Annotated in this window: 16 protein-coding genes; 7 read left to right on the top strand and 9 right to left on the bottom strand. The window is 67.4% G+C overall.

The features are described from left to right. Positions 1–60: 60 nt before the first annotated feature. The 4 genes from OCS65_RS19900 to OCS65_RS19885 form a co-directional block, all read right to left on the bottom strand. Entirely contained in the window at positions 61–402 is a 342-nt protein-coding gene (locus OCS65_RS19900) for an excalibur calcium-binding domain-containing protein (RefSeq protein ID WP_168579407.1), read from the bottom strand. Positions 403–792: 390 nt separating this feature from the next. Next, the gene (locus OCS65_RS19895; RefSeq protein WP_006938963.1) at positions 793–1902 is read right to left on the bottom strand and encodes an alcohol dehydrogenase catalytic domain-containing protein; all 1110 of its coding nucleotides are present in this window, start codon (positions 1900–1902) and stop codon (positions 793–795) included. A 98-nt stretch (positions 1903–2000) separates the two neighbouring features. Then, positions 2001–2624 carry a cysteine hydrolase family protein gene (locus tag OCS65_RS19890; protein WP_263507473.1) on the bottom strand — a complete coding sequence of 208 codons (624 nt, stop codon included), beginning with the start codon at positions 2622–2624 and terminating at the stop codon, positions 2001–2003. Between the two features lie 29 nt (positions 2625–2653). Next, entirely contained in the window at positions 2654–3727 is a 1074-nt protein-coding gene (locus OCS65_RS19885; RefSeq protein WP_029542606.1) for an LLM class flavin-dependent oxidoreductase, read from the bottom strand. Between the two features lie 285 nt (positions 3728–4012). Here OCS65_RS19885 and OCS65_RS19880 point away from each other — a divergent pair, with 285 nt between their 5' ends. The 5 genes from OCS65_RS19880 (at position 4013) to OCS65_RS19860 (ending at position 10383) form a co-directional block, all read left to right on the top strand. Further along, on the top strand, positions 4013–4753 hold the full coding sequence (locus tag OCS65_RS19880; protein WP_006938967.1) for a GntR family transcriptional regulator: 741 nt from the start codon (positions 4013–4015) through the stop codon (positions 4751–4753). A 414-nt stretch (positions 4754–5167) separates the two neighbouring features. After that, the gene (locus tag OCS65_RS19875; RefSeq protein WP_102799168.1) at positions 5168–6523 is read left to right on the top strand and encodes an MFS transporter; all 1356 of its coding nucleotides are present in this window, start codon (positions 5168–5170) and stop codon (positions 6521–6523) included. 13 nt (positions 6524–6536) lie between these two features. Further along, entirely contained in the window at positions 6537–8438 is a 1902-nt protein-coding gene (locus tag OCS65_RS19870; protein WP_231385877.1) for an FAD-dependent monooxygenase, read from the top strand. Continuing rightward, positions 8435–9304, top strand: coding sequence for an alpha/beta fold hydrolase (locus OCS65_RS19865; RefSeq protein ID WP_006938972.1), 870 nt, complete (start codon positions 8435–8437; stop codon positions 9302–9304). The genes OCS65_RS19870 and OCS65_RS19865 overlap by 4 nt, the downstream gene beginning before the upstream one ends. A 134-nt stretch (positions 9305–9438) precedes the next feature. Then, positions 9439–10383 (top strand): 3-carboxyethylcatechol 2,3-dioxygenase, encoded by a 945-nt coding sequence (locus OCS65_RS19860; protein WP_263507472.1) that lies wholly within the window; start codon positions 9439–9441, stop codon positions 10381–10383. Here OCS65_RS19860 and OCS65_RS19855 read toward each other — a convergent pair. After that, positions 10317–11432, bottom strand: a complete 1116-nt coding sequence (locus OCS65_RS19855; RefSeq protein WP_263507471.1) for an MFS transporter — start codon at positions 11430–11432, stop codon at positions 10317–10319. The genes OCS65_RS19860 and OCS65_RS19855 overlap by 67 nt on opposite strands. Before the next feature lie 348 nt (positions 11433–11780). After that, complete coding sequence (locus OCS65_RS19850) at positions 11781–12698, bottom strand: LysR family transcriptional regulator (protein ID WP_043797932.1); 918 nt, start codon at positions 12696–12698, stop codon at positions 11781–11783. A 228-nt stretch (positions 12699–12926) separates the two neighbouring features. Here OCS65_RS19850 and OCS65_RS19845 point away from each other — a divergent pair, with 228 nt between their 5' ends. Further along, positions 12927–13703: an alpha/beta fold hydrolase gene (locus OCS65_RS19845; RefSeq protein ID WP_006938998.1), complete on the top strand. Its 777-nt coding sequence runs from the start codon at positions 12927–12929 to the stop codon at positions 13701–13703. Between the two features lie 81 nt (positions 13704–13784). On the opposite strand, the gene OCS65_RS19840 is transcribed toward OCS65_RS19845, so the two are convergent. The 3 genes from OCS65_RS19840 to OCS65_RS19830 all read right to left on the bottom strand — a co-directional run bounded on the left by OCS65_RS19840 (position 13785) and on the right by OCS65_RS19830 (position 23017). Beyond that, entirely contained in the window at positions 13785–15731 is a 1947-nt protein-coding gene (locus tag OCS65_RS19840) for a 3-oxoacyl-ACP synthase III family protein (protein WP_006946876.1), read from the bottom strand. A 53-nt stretch (positions 15732–15784) separates the two neighbouring features. Then, positions 15785–16618, bottom strand: a complete 834-nt coding sequence (locus OCS65_RS19835; protein ID WP_006946880.1) for a 3-oxoacyl-ACP reductase family protein — start codon at positions 16616–16618, stop codon at positions 15785–15787. An 885-nt stretch (positions 16619–17503) separates the two neighbouring features. Beyond that, complete coding sequence (locus OCS65_RS19830) at positions 17504–23017, bottom strand: ATP-binding protein (protein ID WP_043797926.1); 5514 nt, start codon at positions 23015–23017, stop codon at positions 17504–17506. An 844-nt stretch (positions 23018–23861) separates the two neighbouring features. On the opposite strand from OCS65_RS19830, the gene OCS65_RS19825 reads away from it, so the two are divergent. After that, the gene (locus tag OCS65_RS19825; RefSeq protein WP_006946883.1) at positions 23862–24314 is read left to right on the top strand and encodes a GyrI-like domain-containing protein; all 453 of its coding nucleotides are present in this window, start codon (positions 23862–23864) and stop codon (positions 24312–24314) included. The last annotated feature ends 10 nt before the right edge of the window (positions 24315–24324 follow it).

Genomic DNA, 24324 nt, shown 5'->3' with positions numbered 1-24324 from the left:
ACACGACGACGGGGGCCTGCGACCGGACACGGTCGCAGGCCCCCGCCGCGTCGGTGGATCCTAGCGGGGGTCGACCTCGCAGGCGATGCCGTCGTCGTCGCGGTCCAGCTTCGGCGCGTAGCCGGGCTCGTCCCGGTACAGCGGCGCCACGCCGGCGTTCCACGCCTCGGTGCAGTTCTTGTATCCGACGCTCGGCGCCGGCGCCGGCGCGGGCGCCGGGGCCGGGGCCGCCTGGGGCGCGGGTGCCGGGGCAGGAGCCGGCGGGGCGGGCTGCGGGAACAGGAAATCCGCGGATCCGGTGGGCAGCAGGTCGGCGAGCGAGAATGCGTTCGCGGTGGCCGGAGCGGCGACGACGAGGGCAGCGCACCCGGCCGCGGTGGCGATGAGCCGACGAATCTTCATGTGTGTCTCTTTCTCTCGGGACGGCGCACGGATCGGGGGAATCCGCGCGGCCGCTCGATTATCCCTTTTGTCCATTCGCGGCACCGCATCGATCCCTTCTTCGATCATGAGAACTCGCTGATGTCGGTCTCCCCGGGGTTTCACGCGCGGGAACCACGGTTGTGGTGCGCAACAGGGCGCACCGACGACAGGAGGACGATCATGGAGTTCGGCAGGAAGTGGATCGCAGTGGGAAATGAGCTTTGCTATCTCCAGACTCACATGATTTCGGCTATCGGCACTGAACCTGCAATGCGCGCGTAGCTACCGGCGCTGAATGCAGATGACCTTCGCATCTTCATCGCAAAGGCCATCTGCACCGAGTCTCGCTCTTATCTTTCGCGTGTCACCTCAGGGAACGCTGATGAAGTTCGAAAATCCGCCATGTCGGGCAGGCAGGTCGGCGAGTGCTTCGTTGATCTTCTCGAGCGGGAAACTGTGGTGTTCGAAGACCGAGAGGTCGAGGACCCCGGCGCCGGCGAGGTCGGCCATGTCCTGGGCTTCGGCGGTGGAGAACCACAAGCTGCCGAGCACGCTGATCTGCCGGCACATCAGCGAGAACATATCCAGCGGTGGGCGTTCCATCATGCCGCCGATATCGACCGCGACGCCACCGCGACGGAGGGTGGTAATGGCGTCGAGGAACGATTCGGCAGGGGCGCCGGGACCGAGGGCGTCGATGACGATGTCGACGCCCTCGCCGTGGTTGTGCTCGTGCACCCAGCTGCGCAGCTCACCCTCCCCGGCGGGGAGGACGTGGATGCGGTCGGGGGCGATCGCGCGGACGTCGTCGAGCAGGCCGGCGTTGCGGCCGGTGCCGAAGATGCGGGTCGCGCCGAGCGCGAGGGCGTTCAGGCAGGTGCCCAGGCCCAGAGTTCCTGAGATGCCGTCGATCAGGACCGTGGTGCCCGGGCCGGCGCCGGCCTTGCGCAGTGCCGAGTAGCCGGTGCCGAGATAGCCGAAGCGGGCGCCTTCCTCGAAGCTGACCGTGTCGGGCAGTTTGACCAGATTGCGTTGGGGTGCGGTCAGATACTCGCTGAGGCCGCCATAGGGGTAGGCGTCGAACATTTTCTGGCCGTCGGCGCCGAAGGAGAAGTAGCCCATGAAGGTATAGCGGTCACAGTTCTGATCGTTGCCCTGCCGGCAGGCGCGGCAGCCGCCGCAGGAGATGCCGGGGTTGACGTAGACCCGGTCACCGACGGCGACGTCGGTGACATGGCTGCCGACGGCGGCGACGACACCGGCAGAGTCGAGACCGAAGACGGCGGGGAGCTTGGGCAGCGGCAGATAGGGGAACCATTCGCTGTAGGTGGCCAGGACGTTGCTCAGGTTCGGCACGACGTTGCATGCCTTGACCTGTACCAGCACATCGGTCGGCCGTGGCTCGGGAACAGGGAGGTCCTCGATCTGCATCGGCTGATTGATCTCGTGGAGGCGGGCCACACGCATGGTGGACTTCATGTACGAAAACTCCTGATATTTAGTGTGTTTGGTCGCGGTCTATAGGTGGGGATGTACGGCGCGGTCATGTGCCCGCATCGAAGCGAGCTTCGGTGTGATCAGGCGCGGGTGCCGGTGACCGTCGCGGTCAGGGCGGTGCGGACCTCGTCGACGGTGCTGATCTCGGCCAGCAGTCCGAGTGAGTCGATGCTCGCGTGGTGCGCTGCGGGGGTGGCTGCGGAGCATGCATCTTCGACGATCACCACCCGGTAGCCGAGATCGCTGGCCACCCGGGCAGTGCCCTCGACGGAGGCGTTCGTGGCCACTCCGGCGAAGACGAGAGTGGTGATGCCCTTCTCGCGCAGGACGGTGTCGAGGTCGGTACGAGCGAACGCGCCGATGCGCTGATGGGTGAGCACGATGTCATCTCCGTGCGGTGCGAGCGGTTCAACGATCTCGGCGAGTTCGCTGCCCTCTTTGAGGCAGCCGGATTGAGCGACGATGCCCAGCAGGGGTGAATTGACCTCGAGATCGGAGAAGTCGGGCTTCCACGCGACCCGGGTGTAGACGACGGTTGCGGCGGCCGTGCGGGCGGCGGCGATGAGCGCGGCAATCTGGTCGATGACGTGGCGTACGGTGACCTGCTGGTGGAAGAAGTCGGCGAAGGCGCCGGTGGGGCCGACGATGTCGCCTTGGCAGTGCACTGCCACGACGGCGGTGGTGCGCGGGTCGAGTTCCGTCAAGAGCTCCTGGCTGGGAAGGGTGGGGGCGGTCAGGCGTGGGCGAGGATCGAGTGCCCGATGTTGTCGATGTCGCGGGCAGCGGTGAACGGGTTGGACAGGAAGACCTGGAGTATGTCGACGCCGGCCTCGCGCATCAGGGCCGCCTTCTCGCGCAGGTCGGCGGGGGATCCGTACAGGCACCAGTAGTCGACGAGTTCTTTGGTGATGATCGGACGGTGTCGGGGATCGAGTCCGCGCAGGTATTTCGCCCAGACATCGAGGTAGTGCGGCTGGTCCGGGGTCTTCGGGTCAGCGAGGTACTGCTGGGCGGCGGTGAGGGACGCGTCGACAATCGGATCGCCGAGCTCTTCGCGGTGCTGGTCCATCAGCCCGGCGTTGGTGATGCATGAGCTGATCGGGCCGGAACCGAAGCCGTTGGTGACGCCGTCTTCCCAGGTTTCCCCGTTGCCGAGTTGGTAGAACCACGACAGAGAGACGAGCTTGACCGAACCCGGTGCCCGGCCGGCATCGGCAACCGCCTTGTCGAGTTCGCGGCGGATCAGGCCGATCATGTCGGTGTCGGGCCCGAGGCAGTAGACGACGGCGTCTGCGTACTTCGCCGCCTCGGCGAGCCCGCGGGGTCCGCCGGCCGCGACCCAGATGGGTATGTGGTCGGTGACGTTGTAGAAGCCACTGTCCTTGTCGAGGAATTCCACTTCCCGGGACTGCCCGAGCCAATGGTGGGTGACCCGGTGGCCGGCCATCAGCTCTCGTGAGACTTCGATGGCGTGGGTGAGTTCGGAGATCTTCGCGGTGCGGTTGCCCATCGAGCGCAGGGCGTTGTTGGCGGTGCCGATGCCGAGGAAGGTCCGGCCGGGGGCCAGGGCGTTGAGGGTGGCCATCGAATTGGCGGTGACCGGGGCGATCCGGGTCAGCGGATTGGTGACCATGGTCCCCAGGTTGATGGTGCTGGTGTGCTGGGTGGCAAGGGCGAGGAACTGGTAAGGGTCGGAGAACAGCAAGGGGCCTTCGCCGACGCCGAAGTGTGTGATGCCCAGGTCCTCGGCCCGTTTCACCACTGCGACCTGATCGATCTTGGCGCAGGTACCGATACAGAATTCCATGTTCTTCTCCTTGCATGTGGCCCGCGTTGCCGAGGGCACTGCTCGGCCTGTCGCCCGCAGAGGGCGCATGTCCGGGTGCCGGGATATGGCGCGTACGGCGTGCCCTCCGGCGTTAACCCCGAGGTTGGCCACGATGCCCCGTCCATCAGGTCTGGAATGCTAGCGTTCCAGACGAAGGTAACCCACAGTGACTCACACCACAAGTACTAGAATGCAAGCTGTTGCGGTGAGCGCCGCGGCATAAGGGGGAGCCATGTCCGGGACGCCGACGGAAAGCCTGACTCGATGACCACCACCGACACCGGCCCCAAGCCGGGCAGTGAGGCCGCCGCCCTGCTCGCCAATGTCCGCACCTCGGGGGCGCGGCTGTCCTCCGCGTTGTACGACATTCTGAAGAACCGGCTGCTCGAAGGGCGCTATGCGGCAGGCGAGAAGATCGTCGTCGAGTCGATCCGGCAAGAGTTCGGGGTGAGCAAGCAGCCCGTCATGGACGCTCTGCGCCGCCTGTCCAGCGACAAGCTGGTCCACATCGTTCCCCAGGTCGGTTGCGAGGTCGTCTCCTACGCCCCGCGCGAAGTGGAAGACTTCTACACCCTGTTCGGCGGTTTCGAAGGGACCATCGCCGCGGTAGCGGCCTCCCGGCGGACCGAGGCCCAGTTGCTGGAGCTGGACCTGATCTCGGCGCGGGTCGACGCCCTGATCACCTCCCACGACCCGGTGGTCCGCGCCCGCGGGTACCGCGTGCACAACCGGGAGTTCCATGCGGCCATCCACGCGATGGCGCACTCGCGGATCATGGAGGAGACCAGCCAGCGAATGTGGGATCTGTCGGACTTCCTGATCAACACCACCGGCATCACCAACCCGCTCTCGAGCGCACTGCCCGACCGGCAGCATGACCACCACGAAATCACCGAGGCCATCCGCAACCGTGACGCAGCTGCCGCCCGCGAGGCCATGGAACGCCACATCGTCGGCACCATCGCAGTAATCCGCGACGAATCCAACGCCCAGCTGCCGAGCTAGACCCCGATACCCGGGCCATCGACCGGCTCCGCTATCGCGCCACCTACGCCGAGGGGGGACTCTCGGCCGTAGCGCTGCAGACGATCCACCGGCACCCTCCACGCTGACCCCTGTCTCGCCCCAGAGGGCCGGCGCGCCGTCGATCACCTTTACCCTCATCCAGAGACTTGCGTCACCCTCTATGCCCGAGTAGCGTCTGAACTAGACGTCTAGCATTCTAGTTGAGTGCTCCCTCTCGAAGATTCTCCAGAGAACCCCTCTCGAACATCCCCAGAAGAAAGGAGCGGCCATGACGACCGCTTCGCACGCATCGTCCTTCGGGGCACGAGCCCACTTCCGCCCACAGATCGGGGAAGCCCGACCGTGAGCACCACACCTACCTCCCCGACGAAGACCTCACCGCTGCGGGTAGCGATGGCCAGCTTCATCGGTACCACCGTCGAGTACTACGACTTCTTCATCTACGGCACCGCGGCCGCGCTGGTATTCCCTGAGTTGTTCTTCCCGGATGTCTCGTCCGCGATCGGAATCCTGTTGTCGTTCGCGACCTTCGGCGTTGGGTTCCTCGCCCGCCCGCTGGGTGGCATAGTGTTCGGGCACTTCGGTGACCGGGTCGGCCGCAAGCAGATGCTGGTGATCTCCTTGGTCGGAATGGGCTCGGCCACCGTACTGATGGGATTGTTGCCCGGTTACGCCCAAATCGGGATCGCCGCCCCCATCCTGCTGACCCTGCTGCGCCTGGTGCAGGGCTTTGCCGTCGGCGGCGAGTGGGGTGGAGCCACCCTGATGGCCGTCGAGCACGCCCCCACCGCGAAGAAGGGCTTTTTCGGATCCTTCTCCCAGATGGGGGCACCCGCCGGGACCAGCGTCGCAACCCTGGCGTTCTTCGCGGTCTCCCAATTGCCCGACGAGCAGTTCCTGAGTTGGGGCTGGCGACTGCCGTTCCTGTTCAGCGCGGTGCTGATCGTGATCGGGCTGTTCATTCGCCTGTCCCTGGCCGAAAGCCCCGACTTCGCCGAGGTGAAGGCACAGAGCGCCGTGGTGCGAATGCCGATCGCCGAAGCGTTCCGCAAGCACTGGAAGGAAATTCTCCTCATCGCGGGCACCTACCTGTCCCAAGGAGTGTTCGCCTATATCTGCATGGCCTACCTCGTCTCCTACGGCACCACCGTCGCGGGGATCAGCCGCACCTTCGCCCTGGCCGGAGTATTCGTCGCCGGCATCGTCGCCGTCCTCCTCTACCCCGTGTTCGGCGCTCTGTCCGACACTTTCGGCCGCAAGACCATGTACCTGCTCGGCGCCGCCGCGATGGGTGTGGTGATCGCCCCCGCCTTCGCACTGATCAACACCGGCAACCCGTGGCTGTTCATGGCCGCGCAGGTGCTGGTCTTCGGAATTGCAATGGCCCCCGCCGCCGGCGTGACAGGCTCCCTGTTCACGATGGTCTTCGACGCGGACGTGCGCTACAGCGGTGTCTCTATCGGCTACACCATCTCCCAGGTCGCCGGCTCCGCGTTCGCCCCGACGATCGCGACCGCCTTGTACGCCTCCACCAACACCAGCAACTCGATCGTGACCTACCTGCTGATCGTCTCGGCCATCTCGATCGTCTCGGTGATCCTGCTGCCCGGCGGCTGGGGGCGCAAGGGCGCTGCGAGCCAGCTCACTCGCGACCAGGCCACCTCCACACCGAAAATGCCTGACACCGAAACATTTTCGACTCGGACAGTTCCGGACACCGCAGCATCCCTGCGCGTCCTCGACAAGTGAAGTGATGACAGACATGAGTGACCACGACCGCACCTCCTACGACACCGACGTCGTGATCGTCGGCCTCGGCCCCGCCGGTGGCACAGCGGCGCTTGCCCTGGCCAGCTACGGCATCCGCGTTCACGCCGTCTCGATGTTCCCCTGGGTGGCGAACTCGCCGCGCGCGCACATCACCAACCAGCGCGCCGTCGAAGTGCTGCGTGACCTGGGCGTCGAAGACGAGGCGCGCAACTACGCCACCCCGTGGGACCAGATGGGCGACACGCTGTTCACCACGAGCCTGGCCGGCGAGGAGATCGTCCGGATGCAGACCTGGGGTACGGGCGATATCCGCTACGGGGACTACCTGTCCGGAAGCCCCTGCACGATGCTCGACATTCCGCAGCCCCTGATGGAGCCGGTGCTGATCAAGAACGCCGCCGAACGTGGTGCGGTCATCAGCTTCAACACCGAATACCTCGACCACGCCCAGGACGAGGACGGGGTGACCGTCCGGTTCCGCGACGTCCGCTCGGGCACCGTGTTCACCCAGCGAGCCCGCTTCCTGCTCGGTTTCGACGGCGCACGATCGAAGATCGCCGAACAGATCGGGCTTCCGTTCGAAGGTGAACTCGCCCGCGCCGGTACCGCGTACATCCTGTTCAACGCGGACCTGAGCAAATATGTCGCTCATCGGCCGAGCATCTTGCACTGGATCGTCAACTCGAAGGCCGGTTTCGGTGAGATCGGCATGGGTCTGCTGCGCGCGATCCGACCGTGGGACCAGTGGATCGCCGGCTGGGGCTTCGACATGGCGAACGGCGAGCCGGATGTCTCCGACGACGTTGTCCTCGAACAGATCCGGACCCTCGTCGGCGACCCGCACCTGGACGTCGAGATCGTGTCGAGGTCCTTCTGGTACGTCAACCAGCAGTGGGCTGAGCACTACCAGTCCGGTCGAGTGTTCTGCGGCGGCGACGCGGTGCACCGGCATCCGCCGAGCAGCGGGCTGGGCTCGAACACGTCCATGCAGGACGCGTTCAACCTGGCATGGAAGATCGCGTTCGTCGTGAAGGGGTATGCAGGACCGGGTCTGCTCGAGTCCTACTCTCCTGAGCGTGTTCCGGTCGGCAAACAGATCGTCGCTCGCGCCAACCAGTCCCGCAAGGACTACGCCGGGCTGCGCGAATGGTTCGATCACGAGAGCGACGACCCGGTCGCCGCCGGCCTGGCAAAGTTGAAGGAACCCTCGTCCGAAGGTGTTGCTCTGCGTGAGCGGCTGTACGAGGCGCTGGAGGTGAAGAACGCCGAATTCAACGCCCAGGGCGTCGAACTCAACCAGCGCTACACCTCGTCCGCGGTCGTTCCCGACCCCGAGGCGGGCGAGGAAGTGTGGGTGCGCGATCGTGAGCTGTACCTGCAGGCCACCACCCGGCCGGGCGCGAAGCTGCCGCATGCGTGGCTGGTCGGCGCCGACGGAACCCGCATCTCCACCCTCGACGTCACCGGCAAGGGAATGATGACCCTGCTGACCGGACTCGGCGGCCAGGCATGGAAGCGTGCCGCCGCCAAACTCGACCTGCCGTTCCTGCGGACCGTCGTTGTCGGCGAACCCGGCACCATCGACCCTTACGGATACTGGCGGCGGGTCCGCGACATCGACGAGGCCGGCGCCCTGCTCGTGCGGCCCGACGGCTACGTCGCGTGGCGACACAGTGCTCCGGTCTGGGACGACACCGAAGCGCTCACCAGCCTCGAGAACGCTCTCACCGCGGTCCTCGACCACTCGGCCAGCGACAACGGGAACCCGAGCGGCACAAACGAGCCGCAGTACAGCACCCGGGCCGTGCCGATCGTCGTTCCGCACGTTACCGCCGAGGATGCAGCACCAGCTTCCGCCACCCGCACCACCACAGTCGAGGGAGAGAACCGATGACCCGTCCTTACACCAGCGTCTGGGACGACCTGAACCAGGTCGAGTTCAGCCAGGGATTCATCCAGGCCGGCCCCTACCGGACCCGATACCTACACGCCGGCGACTCGTCCAAGCCCACGCTGATCCTGCTGCACGGCATCACCGGCCACGCCGAGGCGTACGTGCGCAATCTGCGCTCGCATTCCGAGCACTTCAACGTCTGGGCAATCGACTTCATCGGCCACGGCTACTCGACCAAGCCCGACCACCCGCTCGAGATCAAGCACTACATCGACCACGTGCTGCAGTTCCTGGACGCCATCGGCGTCGAGAAGGCCTCGTTTTCCGGGGAGTCTCTCGGCGGCTGGGTCACCGCCCAGTTCGCGCACGACCATCCCGAGAAGGTCGACCGGATCGTGCTCAACACCATGGGCGGCACCATGGCCAACCCTCAGGTGATGGAACGTCTCTATACCCTGTCGATGGAAGCGGCGAAGGACCCGAGCTGGGAACGCGTCAAAGCACGCCTCGAATGGCTCATGGCCGACCCGACCATGGTCACCGACGACCTGATCCGCACCCGCCAGGCCATCTTCCAGCAGCCGGATTGGCTCAAGGCCTGCGAGATGAACATGGCACTGCAGGACCTCGAAACCCGCAAGCGGAACATGATCACCGACGCCACTCTCAACGGCATCACGGTGCCCGCGATGGTGCTGTGGACCACCAAGGACCCCTCCGGTCCGGTCGACGAAGCCAAGCGCATCGCCTCCCACATCCCGGGCGCCAAGCTGGCCATCATGGAGAACTGTGGCCACTGGCCCCAGTACGAGGACCCCGAGACCTTCAACAAGCTGCATCTGGACTTCCTCCTCGGTCGCAGCTGACACAGACCCCGGCCGGTGCCGCCAACCCCTGCAACCCGGGCGGCACCGGCCGGATCCCACTTACCCGACCTATTGCGCTCTCGTCCGGACCCCCGGAGAGAAAGCGCCGAAGCAGCAGCAAGGAGACCGCCGCGATGCCTGTAGCGCTGTGCGCGATGTCGCACTCCCCCCTGATGGGACGCAACGACCCCGAACAGGAAGTCATCGACGCCGTCGACGCCGCATTCGACCACGCGCGCCGGTTCGTCGCCGACTTCGCCCCCGATCTCATCGTCATCTTCGCCCCCGACCACTACAACGGCGTCTTCTACGACCTGCTGCCGCCGTTCTGTATCGGTGCCGCCGCGCAGTCCGTCGGCGACTACGGCACCGAAGCCGGCCCTCTCGACGTCGACCGTGACGCCGCCTACGCAGTCGCCCGCGAAGTCCTCGACAGCGGCATCGACGTCGCATTCTCCGAACGCATGCACGTCGACCACGGATTCGCCCAAGCACTCCAATTGCTGGTCGGATCGATCACCGCCGTGCCGACCGTGCCGATCTTCATCAATTCGGTCGCCGAACCGCTCGGCCCGGTCAGCCGGGTACGGCTGCTCGGCGAGGCGGTCGGGCGGGCCGCTGCCAAGCTGGACAAGCGTGTGCTGTTCGTCGGATCCGGCGGCCTGTCCCACGACCCGCCGGTCCCGCAGTTCGCCACCGCGCCAGAGGAAGTGCGCGAGCGGTTGATCGACGGCCGCAATCCCAGTGCCGCCGAACGTGATGCCCGCGAACAGCGCGTCATCACCGCCGGGCGGGACTTCGCCGCCGGCACCGCCGCCATCCAGCCACTGAACCCCGAATGGGACCGGCACCTGCTCGACGTCCTCGCCTCCGGCGACCTCGAGCAGATCGACGCGTGGACCAACGACTGGTTCGTCGAACAGGCCGGACACTCCTCCCACGAAGTGCGCACCTGGATCGCCGCGTACGCGGCAATGAGCGCCGCCGGGAAGTACCGCGTCACCTCGACCTTCTACCGCGAAATCCACGAGTGGATAGCAGGATTCGGAATTGTTACCGCCGTCGCCGTCGACGAATAGACCCCGCCGCTCCCGCCCCGCAGTCCCAACGAAAGGTGGCCCCGGATGACCTCCGTCCGCCCGTGCTCGCCGTCGGTGAACGCGGGCTGCGACACGAACAGGGTCCACGGCGCCGACGTCAGGACCCAGTTGATGGGGAACACCACCACAATGACCGCGACAGCCCACAACACCAGTTGCTTGCGGCGCCCGATCCGGTCCGAGAGCCGCCCCCAGAACGGCAGTGCGATGAAGGCAAGAATCTGTGCGCAGAACGTTGCGATGTAAGCCCCGTTGGGATCCATGCCCTTGCCGGAAATGGCGAACGACGAGGAGAAGTTCACCCACGTGTAGTAAAGGACGTTGGTCAGGAGGCTCAGCATCAGAATGCGGACGGCGATGATCACCAGCTGCCGGCGCGTGATCACTCGGACCGACGCGGTGCCGGCGGCCGCCTTGGCTTCCTCGAAGAATCCGGATTCTTCGGCCTGACGGCGGAGGAACAGCGCGAAGATGGCCAGCACTGCTCCGATGGCAAAGCCGATGCGCCACCCGAACTCCGACATGTCGTCCTCGGAGATGATCGACGTCAGAAGGATGCTCATCGCGGTTGCCGCCATGACGCCGAGCAGCATGGTCATCATGATGCTGCTACCCCACAGGCCCCGCTTGTTCGCCGGGGCGATCTCGGCCAGGTATGTGTAGGCGTTTCCGCTTTCGCCGCCGTGGGCGATGCCCTGGATGAGCCGAGCCGTCAGAAGGAGAACCGAGGCCCAGATGCCGATGGAGTCGTAGGTCGGGATCACCGCGATCAGGAGACTGCCTGCGCCCATCATGAGCATGCAGATGACCAGGGATGTCTTGCGTCCCAGCCTGTCTCCCAGTCGGCCGAAGATCAGCCCGCCGAGGGGGCGGGCGAGGAAGCCGCCGGCGAACACCGCCAGCGTGGAGAGCAGCGCCGACTGGGGATCGTTCTTGTCGAAGAAGTTGGCGGCCAAGTATGTGGTCAGGAGCGCATACATGGTCCAGTCGAACCATTCGAGGAAGTTTCCCGAGACGACGGCGATCATGGACTTCCGCTGATTTCTCGGAAAGTGCCCTGTGCCGTCTGGTATTCCGGCGCCGTCGCCGGCAGTGGCTGTTGTTGACATGGAGAACCTATCGAAGGGAGAAGTTGAGGGAGGGGAACGGCTCCTATGAGGCGCGCCCCCCGGGGCGGGAGTTGTGACCCACCGCGCAGAGCTTCTCATATCCACAGTAGTGCAATCCAATTCTGATTGATCTGAATTCACTATGAGTTCGATAGCGGGGATTAACCAATCCGAAGGTACGTCGACGGGAACGACAAGAACCCCAGCGGAACCGGGGCTTCGGTGAGTCCGGCGGGGCTGATCAGGCCCTTTCGGGGCAACGTCGGGTTACCGGATGAGGAGTACCGGCTCGGGCTCGGGTGTGGGCAGGAGCTCCTGGGCAATGGCCACGACAGCGTGCAGGGCAGGATCCGTGTTCTTCTTGTGCCATGCCAGCACAGCGGCCATTTTCGGTACCGGTGTGGAAAACGCCCGATAGCAAAGTCCGGGCATTTGGATGTGCTGTACGGAGGAGACTGTCACTGTGATCCCGACACCGGCGGCGACGAGACTGAGGATCGTATAGGAATCGGGCGCCTCCTGGACGATGCGCGGGGAGAAGCCCGCCTGCAGGGCGATCAGCGCCGTGGCGTCCCTGACCGTAGAGCCTTGCGTGCCAGGGAAAGTCACGAACGGCTCACCGGCCAGGTCGGCGACTTCCAGCTCCGGTTTCGCCGCCAGTGGGTGGTCTTCGGGCAGCGCAGCCACCAGCGTCTCGAAGTCGATGATGTGCCAGTCGATCGACGGGTCGCGCACAGGCAGACGAGCCAAGCCCATGTCGAGGCTTCCGGAGAGGATCTGATTCACCACCGCTCCGCCGTACGTCTGCCCTTGGAGAGCAAGGTCGATGCCCGGTTCGCTGCCCTTGACGGCCCTGGTGATCAGAGGCAGGACGCGGCGGCTGCTGGCGCTGGCAAAACCCAAGGAAACTCTGCCGGTGATTCCCGAGCTGCCGAACATCGCCGCGCGTTTTGCCAGGTCCAAGTCGTTCAGAACCTTCTGCGCCGGGCCCTGCAACGCCTGGCCCGCCTTCGTGAGTGAGACGGACCGTGTGTTGCGCTCGAACAGCTGGACGCCGAGCTCCTTCTCCAACTGCTGGATCTGCTGGCTGACGGGAGGCTGCGCCATATGAAGCCGCGCGGCCGCCCGGCCGAAGTGAAGTTCCTCCGCTACCGCAAGGAACGTGCGCAGGTGACGGATCTCCACTACTGCCCCCATTGATCTATCTCGACTATCAGACCGGGCCGCTATTGATATTTGGCGAGCATCAATTTCAGCAGAGCCTCCCGGTGGGAACTCGACGCTCCGGCCGAGAAGGCGGACGACGAAGGCGAATATTCGTCAGAACCCAACGGATCGCATTCTTTCGGCAGTAGCCACGCAAGCGTCGGACAGGGCCGCGCCCCTGGTCGGCGGCACTGGAAGGATGTCGCCATGAGCGATATACACACCGTCGCGTTCGGCGACGTGGAGATCGAGGTGCTCGTCGACGGATCCGGCCCGGCCGTGGTGTTGCTGCCGTCCCTCGGCCGCGACTCCTACGAGTTCGACCCGATCGCAACCGACCTCGCCGCCGAGGGCTTCCGTGCGATCCGGCCCCAGCCGCGTGGCGTGGGCACGAGCCGCGGTCCGCTCGAGGACCTCGACCTGCACGACCTCGCCCGCGACGTCGCCGAGGTGATCGAGCGGCTCGACGCGGGCCCGGCCGTCCTCGCCGGGCACGCCTTCGGCCATTACGTCGCGCGGGTCCTCGCTGCGGATCGGCCCGACCTGGTGCGGGGGGTGGCGATTCTCGCCGCGGGCGCCCGCCGGTTCCCGGAGTCGCTCACCGAACGCGTCGCCAAGTGCTCCGACCTGTCGCTGCCGGGTGCCGAGCGGCTCGAGCATCTGCGGGCGGTGTTCTTCGCCGAGGGGCACGACCCGGCGGTGTGGCTCGACGGCTGGTGGCCCGCCGCGATCGTCGCGCAGCGCCGGGCGATGGCCGCCACGGACAAGGAATCATGGTGGACGGTCGCGCCGTCGCCGCTGCTGGACCTGCAGGCAGGCGACGACGTGTTCCGTCCGGCGCCGACCCGCGGCGAACTCACCGGGCAGTTCGGCGCCGACCGGGTCACGGTCGTGCTGATCCCCGGGGCCGGGCATGCCCTGATCCCCGAGGTTCCGCACGAGGTCGCCCGGGCCCTGATCGACTGGATCCGCGTCCTGCCCTGAGCATCGGTACCGAAAGCCGTTGCCCGCGTGCGCTGGTGCGCACGCGGGCAACGATTCCCCACGCGGGGAACGACGGTTCGATCAGCCGAAGGCGAGTGTCACGTCGTCCGAGGTGGACGCTGCGCGCAGCGGGTCGATGGCCACGGCCCCACCGTCGACCGGGCGGAACGGTGCCACCACCGCCGGATCGATCCGCAGCACCGTGAAGCCGGCGACGGCGCCGGCGCCGAAGCCCGGAGCGAAGATCCGCACGGGTTCGGTGATCACCCCGTCCCGGACCGCGTCGTGGATGGCGAGCGGGATGCTCGCCGACGAGGCGTTGCCCACCTTCTCGATGTTGAAGTACAGGCGGTCCGACGAAAGGCCGGCGTCCGCCGCGAGCTCGGTGATCATCGTCTTGTTCGCCTGGTGCGGGACGATCAGGTCGATGTTGTCGAGCAGCGTTCCCATGCCGCCCTCCGGGGCGGGCAGGGCCTTCACGTCGTCGAGCATCTGGACCAGATAGCGGCCGGCGAGCGCCTTGACCTCGGGTCCGTAGACGGTGATGTAGTTGTCGAAGTCCGGGTTGGGCCAGATGATCGAGTTGACCTGGCTGTTCGGGCCGCTGGCGTAGGTCTGCATGTACTCGATGTCCGGTGCGGAGCCTTCGGGCGCCACGCCGACCACGAGCGCAGCCGCGCCGTCGCCGAAGATCATCCGGGAGGGGCGCACATTGCCGATCTTGTCGGAGAACTTCTCCACGCACACCACCAGCACCGGCCGTTGCACCTGCTGCAGGATCCGGGTGGCCTCCGCCAGCCCGTACGGCAGGCCGGCGCACGCGGCGACCAGGTCGAACGAGGCGTGGGTCTGGGCGATGCCCAGCTCGCCGGAGATCCACGTGGCCAGCGACGGGATCAGCCGGGCGCTGGTGCAGGTGCACACGATCACGGCCCCGATGTCCTCGGGTCCCACCTGCGCGTGCTCGATCGCCGACTTCGCCGCCGACAGCGCGAGGTCTTCGAAGCTGCCCGAGGTGTAGCGGCGCTGTTCGATGCCGGTCTTGGCGGTGATCTCGTCCGCGGTCATCGGCGACCAGTTGTAGGCCGAGTTGCGGATCAGATCCTCGTTGGTGCACACCTGATCACCGTGCGCGACGGCGAGGGCCTCGATGCGCGGCTGCACCGCGAAGTCGCGGCGTACGTCGATCGTCGGGTACGGCCGCGAGGGCTGCACCGGCTCGACCTTCGCGGGGACGGCGGCGCGGGCGGTCCGACCCGAGGTGACCCGGGAGATGAACCGCTGCACGTGCCGGTCGCGCGGGTAGTAGAGCACGACGTAGTCGTCGTCGCGCAGCTGCCCCACCTCGGTGAGCTCGACCTGGGTTCGCTCCCACGGCTGCTGGTTGTGCAGCACCATCGACCAGCGCCGCAGCGCCTCGAGCTCGGCGACGTCCTCGTGGCAGTCGAGGATCTCGTCGTAGCCGAACCGGGGGAAGTCCGGGTTGTACGCACCGAGGCGCATCGTCCGGTTCGACGGATCGGAGATCAGCTCTGCGACGGTGGGCTTGACCGTCGGCAACCCGGAGGCGATGTGCTTGCGGGCGCCGAAGACGTCGAAGAGGGTCTCGAAGATCCGGTCCTCGGCGGGGTCGTCCCAGCCCGCGGGCAGGGCGCGGTAGGCGTCCGCGACCTGGGCGGTCTTCGTCTCACTGTCCGGCCACGGCGTCAGGACGGGCATGTAGACGTCGTCGCGGTTGCGCGGCACGTCCGACCACCGGGTGGGGCGCTTGTCGAACATCGTGATCGCGAAGCGGTTGGCCCAGAAAAGGTTCAGCGCCATGTCGCGCATGAGATCGACCTTGGTGCGGTAGACGCCCTGCGCGTGGCGCGAGAGGATCTCCGAGACCGTGGGGGCCTTGGTCTCGAAATCGCGACGGATGACGGCATCGAGCTGCTCGACGCTCGTCATCGTCGAGAAATCGAGATCGGGAAAGAAGTTGGACGGGAAGACGATCCGCCCGTGTCGGTTGAGCTCGAAAGGCTGCATGTGCCGAAGTACCGTTCAGTGAGAAGTGCGGAGGTGTGTCTGGGTGCAGCGGGTCACATGTCGAGTCCGCCGTTGACGCCCCACACCTGACCGGTGATGTAGGACGAGGCGTCGGCGGCCAGGAAGTGGACGACGCGGGCGATCTCTTCGGGATCGGCCAGGCGGTTCACCGGGATCGTGCTCTTGATGCGATCGAGGACCTTGTCCGGGATGGTCTCGACCATCTCGGTGGCGACGAAGCCGGGGGTGATGGTGTTGACGGTGACGCCGATGCTGTCCGGGGTGAGCTTGCCGGAGCGGGCCAGCGTGAACGCCGCCTCCTTCGCGAGCGTCTTGGTCAGGCCGAACATGCCGGCCTTCGAGGCCGCGTAGTTCGCCTGGCCGATGTTGCCGGTCTCGCCGATGACGGACGAGACGTTGACGATGCGACCGGTGCCGCGCTCGAGCATGTGCTTCAGGGCGGCCTGGGCCAGGAAGAAGGCGCCGGAGAGGTTGACGGAGATGACGTTGTTCCAGTCGTCGTCCTCCATCTTCAGCACGGTGCGGTCGATGGTGATGCCGGCGTTGTTGACGAGGATGTCCAGGCGCCCGTGCCGCTCGATGACCTCGTTGATGGTGCGACGGCAGTCGTCCGCGTTCGCGACGTCGCCCTTGTGCACGCTGTACTCGACGCCGTTCTGGCCGTTCGCCTGGATGTCCGCGAGGAACTGGTCGGCCTGGGCGGTGTTGCGCCCGTACCCGGCGGCCACCGTCGCGCCCTGGGCGGCGAGGCTGCGGCTGATGGCCGCGCCGATGCCGCGCGTTCCACCGGTCACGAATGCGACGCGGCCGCGCAGCTTGGTGCCGGCGACGGTGGTACGGGACGACGGTTCGATGGTGCTGGTCATGTCGGTTCTCCTCGAATGCGGCGAACTCGACGGATGCCGTCGAGTACAGATGTGTCGGGCCGGCGATGCCGGTGCCCCGAGCGGCGGTGCCCGGAGTCCGATCGGCGTGGGTGCTACCGCGAGCAGCTGATGTGAGCGTCCCTGCACGCTTCGCGATATTCGCCCCTGCCAACCGAATTCACGTAGTGCTCCCGCTCGTTCTCCCCTGTCGAGTTCAATGATGCAGCATCGCGCGTCATGTGTCATGTCTTTCGCCGAAAATGATTGGCAGAGCAATGACTTACGCTAATGATACTGAATAGTCTTGAATAACAACGGATTACGGTCATTGTTGGGGTGATGTTCACCTACAGGCCGACTGCATGTCCGTTCCGGGACCTTCGTCACAACACGCAACGCGCAGCGGGCCGATCGGAATGGCGCGCGGTACTACTGCACGGTCAGGAGTGCGGCATACATGCAGCTGGTCTGTTCGCGTATTCGTGATCTGCCTGCGAAACATACTCCAGTACAACATAATTCACTGCTCGATCCGTGGCTGTTCCGATCGAACGGGGGGTGCCGGCTCGAAAGCACTGCGTGCCAACAGCGTGCATGTAGCGACCTGCGCGGGGGGTGTGGGGGGCGAAAATCGGTACCCGGCTCCACGCCGCCGCAAACCTGTGAGCTTGCTCACGATCGCATATTTCCCGGGATTGGGACACTCCGGATCGGGGGTTGTGTGCGCGGATCGGTCGTCTCGCCCAGCGACTGCAGGGCGACGTACGGCCGTCCCGGCGGGAGAAAGTACCCGGGACGCCGGCCGAGACGGTGACGGACCCGTGAGGGCACAAGAAAGGGCCCCGCACCGGCGAACCGGTGCGGGGCCCTTCGGGGATCGTGCGGTTACTGCGCGAGCACCTTCGCCATGCCTCGCTCGACGGCGGCGACGATCTCCGGCCGCAGGTCCGCGGCAGGGATGATCGAGTGCACGGAGCCGACCTGCTGGGCGCGCTGGATGTTGTGGATGGCCTCGAACTCCGCAGCCACCTCACCGAGCTTCTCCGACCGCACCGCCGTGCGCTGCGTTGCCAGCTCGACCCGCAGGCGGGCCTTCTCGCCGTCCTCGGCCGCGGCGAGCTGCGCCTCGAGTTCGGTGATCCGCGGATCCGCCGCGGTGCGCGCATTGACGTCGCGGGTGAACACCACCGCCGCGGCGGGTGCGCCGCCGAGCACGGAGGCGAACGAGCCCTCGACCGCGAGCACCTCCATGTTCTCGTTCAACGCGCCGGAGAACACCACGAAGGCGCCACCGTGGTAGCGGGAGACCACGACGAAGACGATCGGGCCGTCGAAATTGACGATCGCCCGGCCGATCTCGGCGCCGTTCTCGAGCTGCAGGTTACGCAGCGACTCGGGGGAGCCGTCGAACCCGGACAGGTTCGCCAGCACCACCACGGGGCGGTTGCCGCTCGCCGCGTTGATCGCCCGCGCGGTCTTCTTCGACGACTTCGGGAACAGCGTGCCCGAGGTCCACTGGTCCGGCCCGTCGGTGGGGAACCAGCCCTTGCGGGCGATGGCGCGGGACTCGATGCCGATCACCGTGACCGCGTTGCCGCCGAGATGGGCGTCGAACACCACCGACGTATCGGCGTCGGCCATGTCTGCCCACCGCTCGAGCACCGGGTGGTCCTGGTCGACCACCGCGCGCATGACCGTGCGGATGTCGAACGGCTTCTTGCGGTCCGGGTTGGTCTCCGCGGAGAAGATGTCGCCCACCGTGGTGAAGTCGCTCGACGGGTGCACGTGCGGGTACACCCGGACGTCGCGCTCGATCGGGTCGACGGTCTCGGCCTTGCGGGGGAACCGCTCGCCCGGGGCGAGGTAGGCGTGCTCGTAGTGCCCGAAGAGCACCTCGACCGCGGCCGACAGGTTCGGCGCCCAGTACTGCGCCTGACCGTTGGGGCCCATGACGCGGTCGTAGCCGCCGATACCGAAGTTGTCCTCGGCCGACACGCCACCGGAGTAGTCCAGGGACTGCTTGCCGGTCAGCACCATCGCACTGTCCGGGGTCATCACCAGGATGCCCTTGGTGTGCATGAGCATCGTCGCCTCGGCGTTCCAGTACGGCTGGGCGCCGACGTTGATGCCGGTGACCACGACGTTGATCTCGCCGCCGGCCTGCGTGAAGGTGATGATGCGGCGCAGGGCCCGCGAGACCCAGTCCATGTTCTCGGTGCCGGACTCCATCGAGATGGTGGCGCCGGAGGACAGCGCGAACCACTCGACCGGGACGCCGAGCTGCTCGGCCAGGTCGATCGCGGCGACGACGCGGGCGCACTCGGCCTCCGCGACGGTGCCGAGCGCCTTCGTCGGATCGCCGAACAGCGCGACGCGGGTCATGCCCTCCGGGTACCGCGGCGTCGGGGTGGTGACCAGCCCGACCACCAGACCGGCCTTGTTCCGTCCGTACGGACGCTGCACCGGCACCACGGCACCGGTGACACCCCCCGTCGCTGCGCTCGCCCCGGAGTCGTCGAGGTCGTACTCGACGAAGCTGCCCTTGCTGCCGGTGAGCAGCGGGATCAGCTCGTACGGGTACACGGTGCCGCGGGCGCGGGAGCGCTGGACCTTCTGGGTGTACTCGTCGAGCGGCTGCAGCGGCTCCTTCGGCGGATCGGTCACCCGCACGACCACGCCGGCGCCGGAGCGGTACGAGAATCGCAGCGCCACCTCGCGGGGCTCGGCCTCCGCGGTCTCACGCCACCAGCCGATGACGGTGATCTCCTCGAGGCCGGCGCCGACGGTGAGCGGGGCCGCCCCACGGCTGACCCGCTTCAGGTCGTCGATGCTCAGATCCACCTCGGGCCACACGAACAGCACCACGCGGTTCGCGTCGAGCCGGCGCTTGCCGCGGGCGGCCTGCGACCGGCGGATCGCGTCGAGGCAGCTCGACAGGGCCCGCTCGAACGCGGGCAGGCCCACGATCGTGCCGGTCTCGTCGCGCTGCGGGGTCAGGTCCCGCACCTCGGCGAGGGCGATGAGCCGCTCGTCGGACGGATTCTCGTTCGCCGCAATGTGATACAGGTACGAGTCCGGGTTCGCCGGCAGGCGGGTGCCGACGAAGTTCTTCAGCCGCCACAGATCCAGGCGCTGACCGGTGAGCGGGTGCATGTCGCGGATGTTGGTTTCCTCCGCGTACCCGGTCTCGAACGGGCGGAAGGTGAAGACGTGCTCCTCGGCGCGGTCGGTGTGGCACACCGTCACCGTGACCCGGCGGGCGGCGGTGGCGACCTCACGGCCGGCCAGCACCGCGCGCAGCGCCTCGGCCTGCGCGTCGGCGTCGGCGGGGGCGTCGTCCCACGCGAGGTACAGGTCGACCACCAGGTTGTCGGTGCCGGGCAGGGTGCGCGCCGACTCCTCGACGGTGTCCAGGGCCGCCTCGAGCTCGGCGTGCCGGGCCTCGGTGGAGATCAGGTACAGGCGGGTGCCGCGCAGATCGAAGTTGCCGGTGACGAACTGCCGGCCGCCGCGCACCTCGGACTGCACCTGCTCGAGCGTGCGGATCTTGTAGGCGCGGCGGGTGATGACCTCGAGCAGCGGGCCCGGAACGGTTTCCGGTCGGGCGATCTGCTGGGCGAGCAGGTCGATCAGCGGCTCGGGGGTGGCCACCAGGGCCTCGACGCGCTGCGCGTAGTCCGCGGCGCCGGGGTGGTCGGCGAGGTGGGCGAGGCTGCCGCGCACCCCGTCGTACACCTGCTCGCGGACCTTGCGGATCACCGGCTCCTCGAAGAGGCGGTAGCGCAGGTTGCGGGCCGCGTCGCCGATCACCGGGTAGCGCACCTGGGTGGCGACGATGAGCCGGTCGAGGACCTCGTTCAGCTCCTGCGAGATGCCGGCCGGTCCCTCGGTCTCCTCGAGCCACCGCTCGAGCAGTGCCGAGACCACCGGAACCTGCGTCTCGATGCGCTGCTGCGCGAGGAACAGCCGGTAGACGGCCTCCTCGAGCTCGGGGGTGCGATCCAGCTCGGTGACGTCGTAGTGCCGCAGCGCCTGCGACAGTCGCGCACGGAAGCTCTCGGGCAGGCCGCCGACCTCGACGTCGAGGGACTGCAGGTAGCCGTGGAAGTGCTCGCGGGGGCTGTGCACGCGCTCGTCGCTGGACTCCTCGGCCTGCGTCGGGCGGTTGCGCGAGAGCTCGCACACGTCGGCGAACGTGGTGAGCAGCGCCAGCTCGGCGCGCACCAGGTCGCAGTTCCCGGCGGCCTCGCCGCGCAGGCGGTCGTACTCGGCGAGCAGCGTCGCGGTCCGCTTGCCGGAGACGTCGTAACCGGTGACGAGCGCCTCGAGGGCGTCGAGCCGGGCCAGCGCGTCGGCCGCGGCGTCGCCGGTCACGACGGCGGCGGGTGCGGGGAACTGCACGCGCTCGACCGTCTCGGTGACGGTCTCCTCGGCGATCCGATCGACACGCAGCAGCGGTGCACCGGCGTCGACCTGCGAGTTGACCACGGCGAGGACCTCGCGGACGCGGCCGGCGAAGGGCGCGCGCACCGCGGTCTCCATCTTCATGGACTCGAGCACCACGAGCGTCTGGCCGGCCTCGACGTCGTCGCCGGGGGCGACGGGCACCGCGACGACGACGGCGGGCGCGGGGGTGCGCACGACGCCGGCCTCGTCCTGGCTGATCTGGTGGCTGATGCCGTCGACCTCGACGAGGAAGCCGGTGGCGCCGGCGATCGAGACGATGTGGTGGCGGCGGCCGGCGAGGACGAGCCGGGACTCGAACTGCCCGAGCCGGTCGACGTCCACCTCGAGTTCGCCGCTGCCGGCGTCGACGCGGTAGCGGTGCGGCCCGACCTGTCCGACGAGCAGCTCGTAGGCCTGGCCCTGGTAGCTCAGCTCGACCTTGCGGCCCACCGAGTGCCCGGCGCGGGGGCGGCCGCCGCGGGCGGAGGTGAGGAACGCGGCGCGCTCGTGGCTCTCCTCGGCGTCGTAGACGTCGACGGCCGTGGCGATCAGCGCGATGTCGGCCACCCGGGACGGACCGGTGGCGGTGCCGGCTCCGGTGCGGTCGAGCCAGCCGGTGTCGGCCGACGCGGAGATGACCTCCTCGCGGTCGAGCAGGTCGAGCAGGAACGACTTGGTGGTGGTGCCGCCGTCGAGGACGACGGTGGTCTCGCGCAGCGCGGTGCGCAGGCGGGCCAGGGCCTCGTCGCGGTCGCGGCCCCACGCGATGATCTTGGCAACCATCGAGTCGTAGTCCGGCGGGATGACGTCGCCCTGGGCGATGCCGGTGTCGACGCGCAGGCCGGACCCGAGCGGGAACTTGAGCAGCTGCACGGAGCCGGGGGCGGGGGCGAAACCGTTGTCGGCGTCCTCGGCGTTGAGCCGGGCCTCGACGGCGTGACCGAACTCGGGCGGGCAGTCGCCGGGCAGCTTCTCCCCGGAGGCCACCAGGATCTGCAGCTTGACCAGGTCGATGCCGGTGGTGGCCTCGGTGATGGGGTGCTCGACCTGCAGGCGGGTGTTGACCTCGAGGAAGGTGAAGATCTTCAGGTCCGGCTGGTACAGGTACTCGACGGTGCCGGCGCCGCAGTACCCGGCGGCGCGCACGAGGTCCGCGGAGACCGCGCGCAGGTGGTCGGCCTGCTCCTTGGTCAGCAGCGGCGAGGCCGACTCCTCGATGACCTTCTGGTTCTTGCGCTGGATGGAGCAGTCGCGCACGCCCGGCGCCCAGACGTTGCCGTGACCGTCGGCGATGACCTGGACCTCGACGTGGCGGGCGTCGGTGACGAGACGCTCGATGAACACCACGGGATCGCCGAACGAGCGCTCGGCCTCGCCCTGGGTGCGCTCGAGGGCGAGCTCGAGCTCGTCCTCGGAGTACACCTTGCGGATGCCGCGGCCGCCGCCGCCGGAACGGGCCTTGATGATCAGCGGGTAGCCGATGGCCTGGGCGTGCCGGCGCGCGTCGGCGCGGGTCTCGACCGGTCCGCCCGACCACGGGGCGACGGGCACGCCGACCTTCTCGGCGAGCAGCTTGGCCTCGACCTTGTCGCCGAGCAGGCGCATGGCCTCGGCCGACGGGCCGATGAAGGTGATGTTCAGGCGGGCGCAGACCTCGGCGAAGGCGGGATCCTCGGCCACGAAGCCCCAGCCGACCCACACGGCGTCGGCCTTCGCTTCGAGGAGGGCGCGCTCGAGTTCGGCGTGATCGAGGTAGGGGGTGGCGGCCGTGGTGGACGGCCGCAGGGTGACGCCCTCGTCGGCCTGGCGGACGAACATGGCCCGCCGCTCGGCCTCGGTGTGCAGGGCGATCGTCTTGATGTCGTAGCCGTGCTCGGAGTTGAGCTCCCGGACTGCTCTGATGAGGCGTACTGCCGCCTCACCTCGGTTGACCACCGCGATCCGTTTGAACATACTCGTTGCCACCGTTCTCCAGGTTTGTGCGCGCTCGTGCGACGCTCGTCGAAGCTTCTCGCCAGTGAGTGAAAAAAGTTAACCGATGTCGAGGCCCGCGTCACGGGTTGATAACGCGAGCAAGAACATGTATCGGTCGGCTCCTCGTGTCGGCGTATGCGTGCGGACGTGTGCACCGACTGGCCCGGCGGATGCCTGGGTGTCGGCGGACAGGCGGTCGGCCTCGTCCCGCGGACCGTCGTCGTCGACGGCCGAGTGCCCCCCGGTGGGGACGATCCTTCCGCTAACAGCATGAAGGAAACATGAGGGTTTGTCACGTTTTGTGGTCGGCAGGGCGGGGTTTGCCGCTCCCTCTCCGCCTCGCGCGCGGGAACCGCTGGCGGACAGTCGATTACGATCGAAATGGGGGACGATTCCGGGGCCCGGCCTCGGCGGGCCCGGGAATACCGCCGGGTAACACCGGGCAGTAACATTCGGGCCGTTGGTCTTTCGCGCGGCACGATGTCGGGTCCGCGAGCGCCGTCGGCTACGTGAATTGTCCAGCATCGGACCGGCATCGACGCCGCGAACGGGTCGAAGCGGACACGGGCCGCCGGCTGCGGGACCCGTCGCGCCGCCGCGACGAGGGTCGCTGCGGTCCGGCCGGTGCTGTGACGATTGTCACGGTAGTCGGAGCGCTCGTGTGTGCGGGCCGAATGTCACATCGATTCGATTGCATCGACCGGATGTGACATTCGGCCGCCGGCAACCCCCGCACAGCCCGGGCGCTCGATGTCTCCGGAAGTTCACGAATCGGCAGTGTGAATCGCCTATCGTGGCCCCAGGCTTCGACAGGGGAGGACGCATGCCCGAGATCGTGCACGCACCGGCCAGGCATCTGGCCGCCGTGGAGTTCAGCACCGACGTGGCGCACATCGGTGAGCACCTCGGCGAGGCGTACGGCGCCGTCGAGCAGTACCTGGCCGGCGCGGGCACGTCGCCGGCCGGCCCGGCCGTCGCGTACTACCGCAACTTCACCAGGGAGGGCTTCGACGGCGCCGCCGGCTTCGAGGTCGCCACCCGGATCGACGGCGACGGCCACGTGGTCCCGATCGACCTGCCCGCCGGCCAGGTCGCGACCGAGACCCACCTCGGTCCCTACGACACGCTCGAGCACACCTACGAGGCCCTCGCCGCCTGGGCCGCCCGCGAGGGGCACGACCTCGACCTGAGCACCGCGTGGGAGGAGTACTGGAGCCCGCCGGGCACCCCCGCCGAGGAAGTGCGAACCGTGATCTTCGTTCCCGTGAACTCCTGAGGCGTATCGC

Origin of the sequence: Rhodococcus aetherivorans (assembly GCF_025722975.1) — a bacterium.
GTDB lineage: Bacteria > Actinomycetota > Actinomycetes > Mycobacteriales > Mycobacteriaceae > Rhodococcus > Rhodococcus aetherivorans.
The sequence above is the reverse complement of the archived record's forward strand: the minus strand, read 5'-3'. Positions and strand labels throughout refer to the sequence as shown.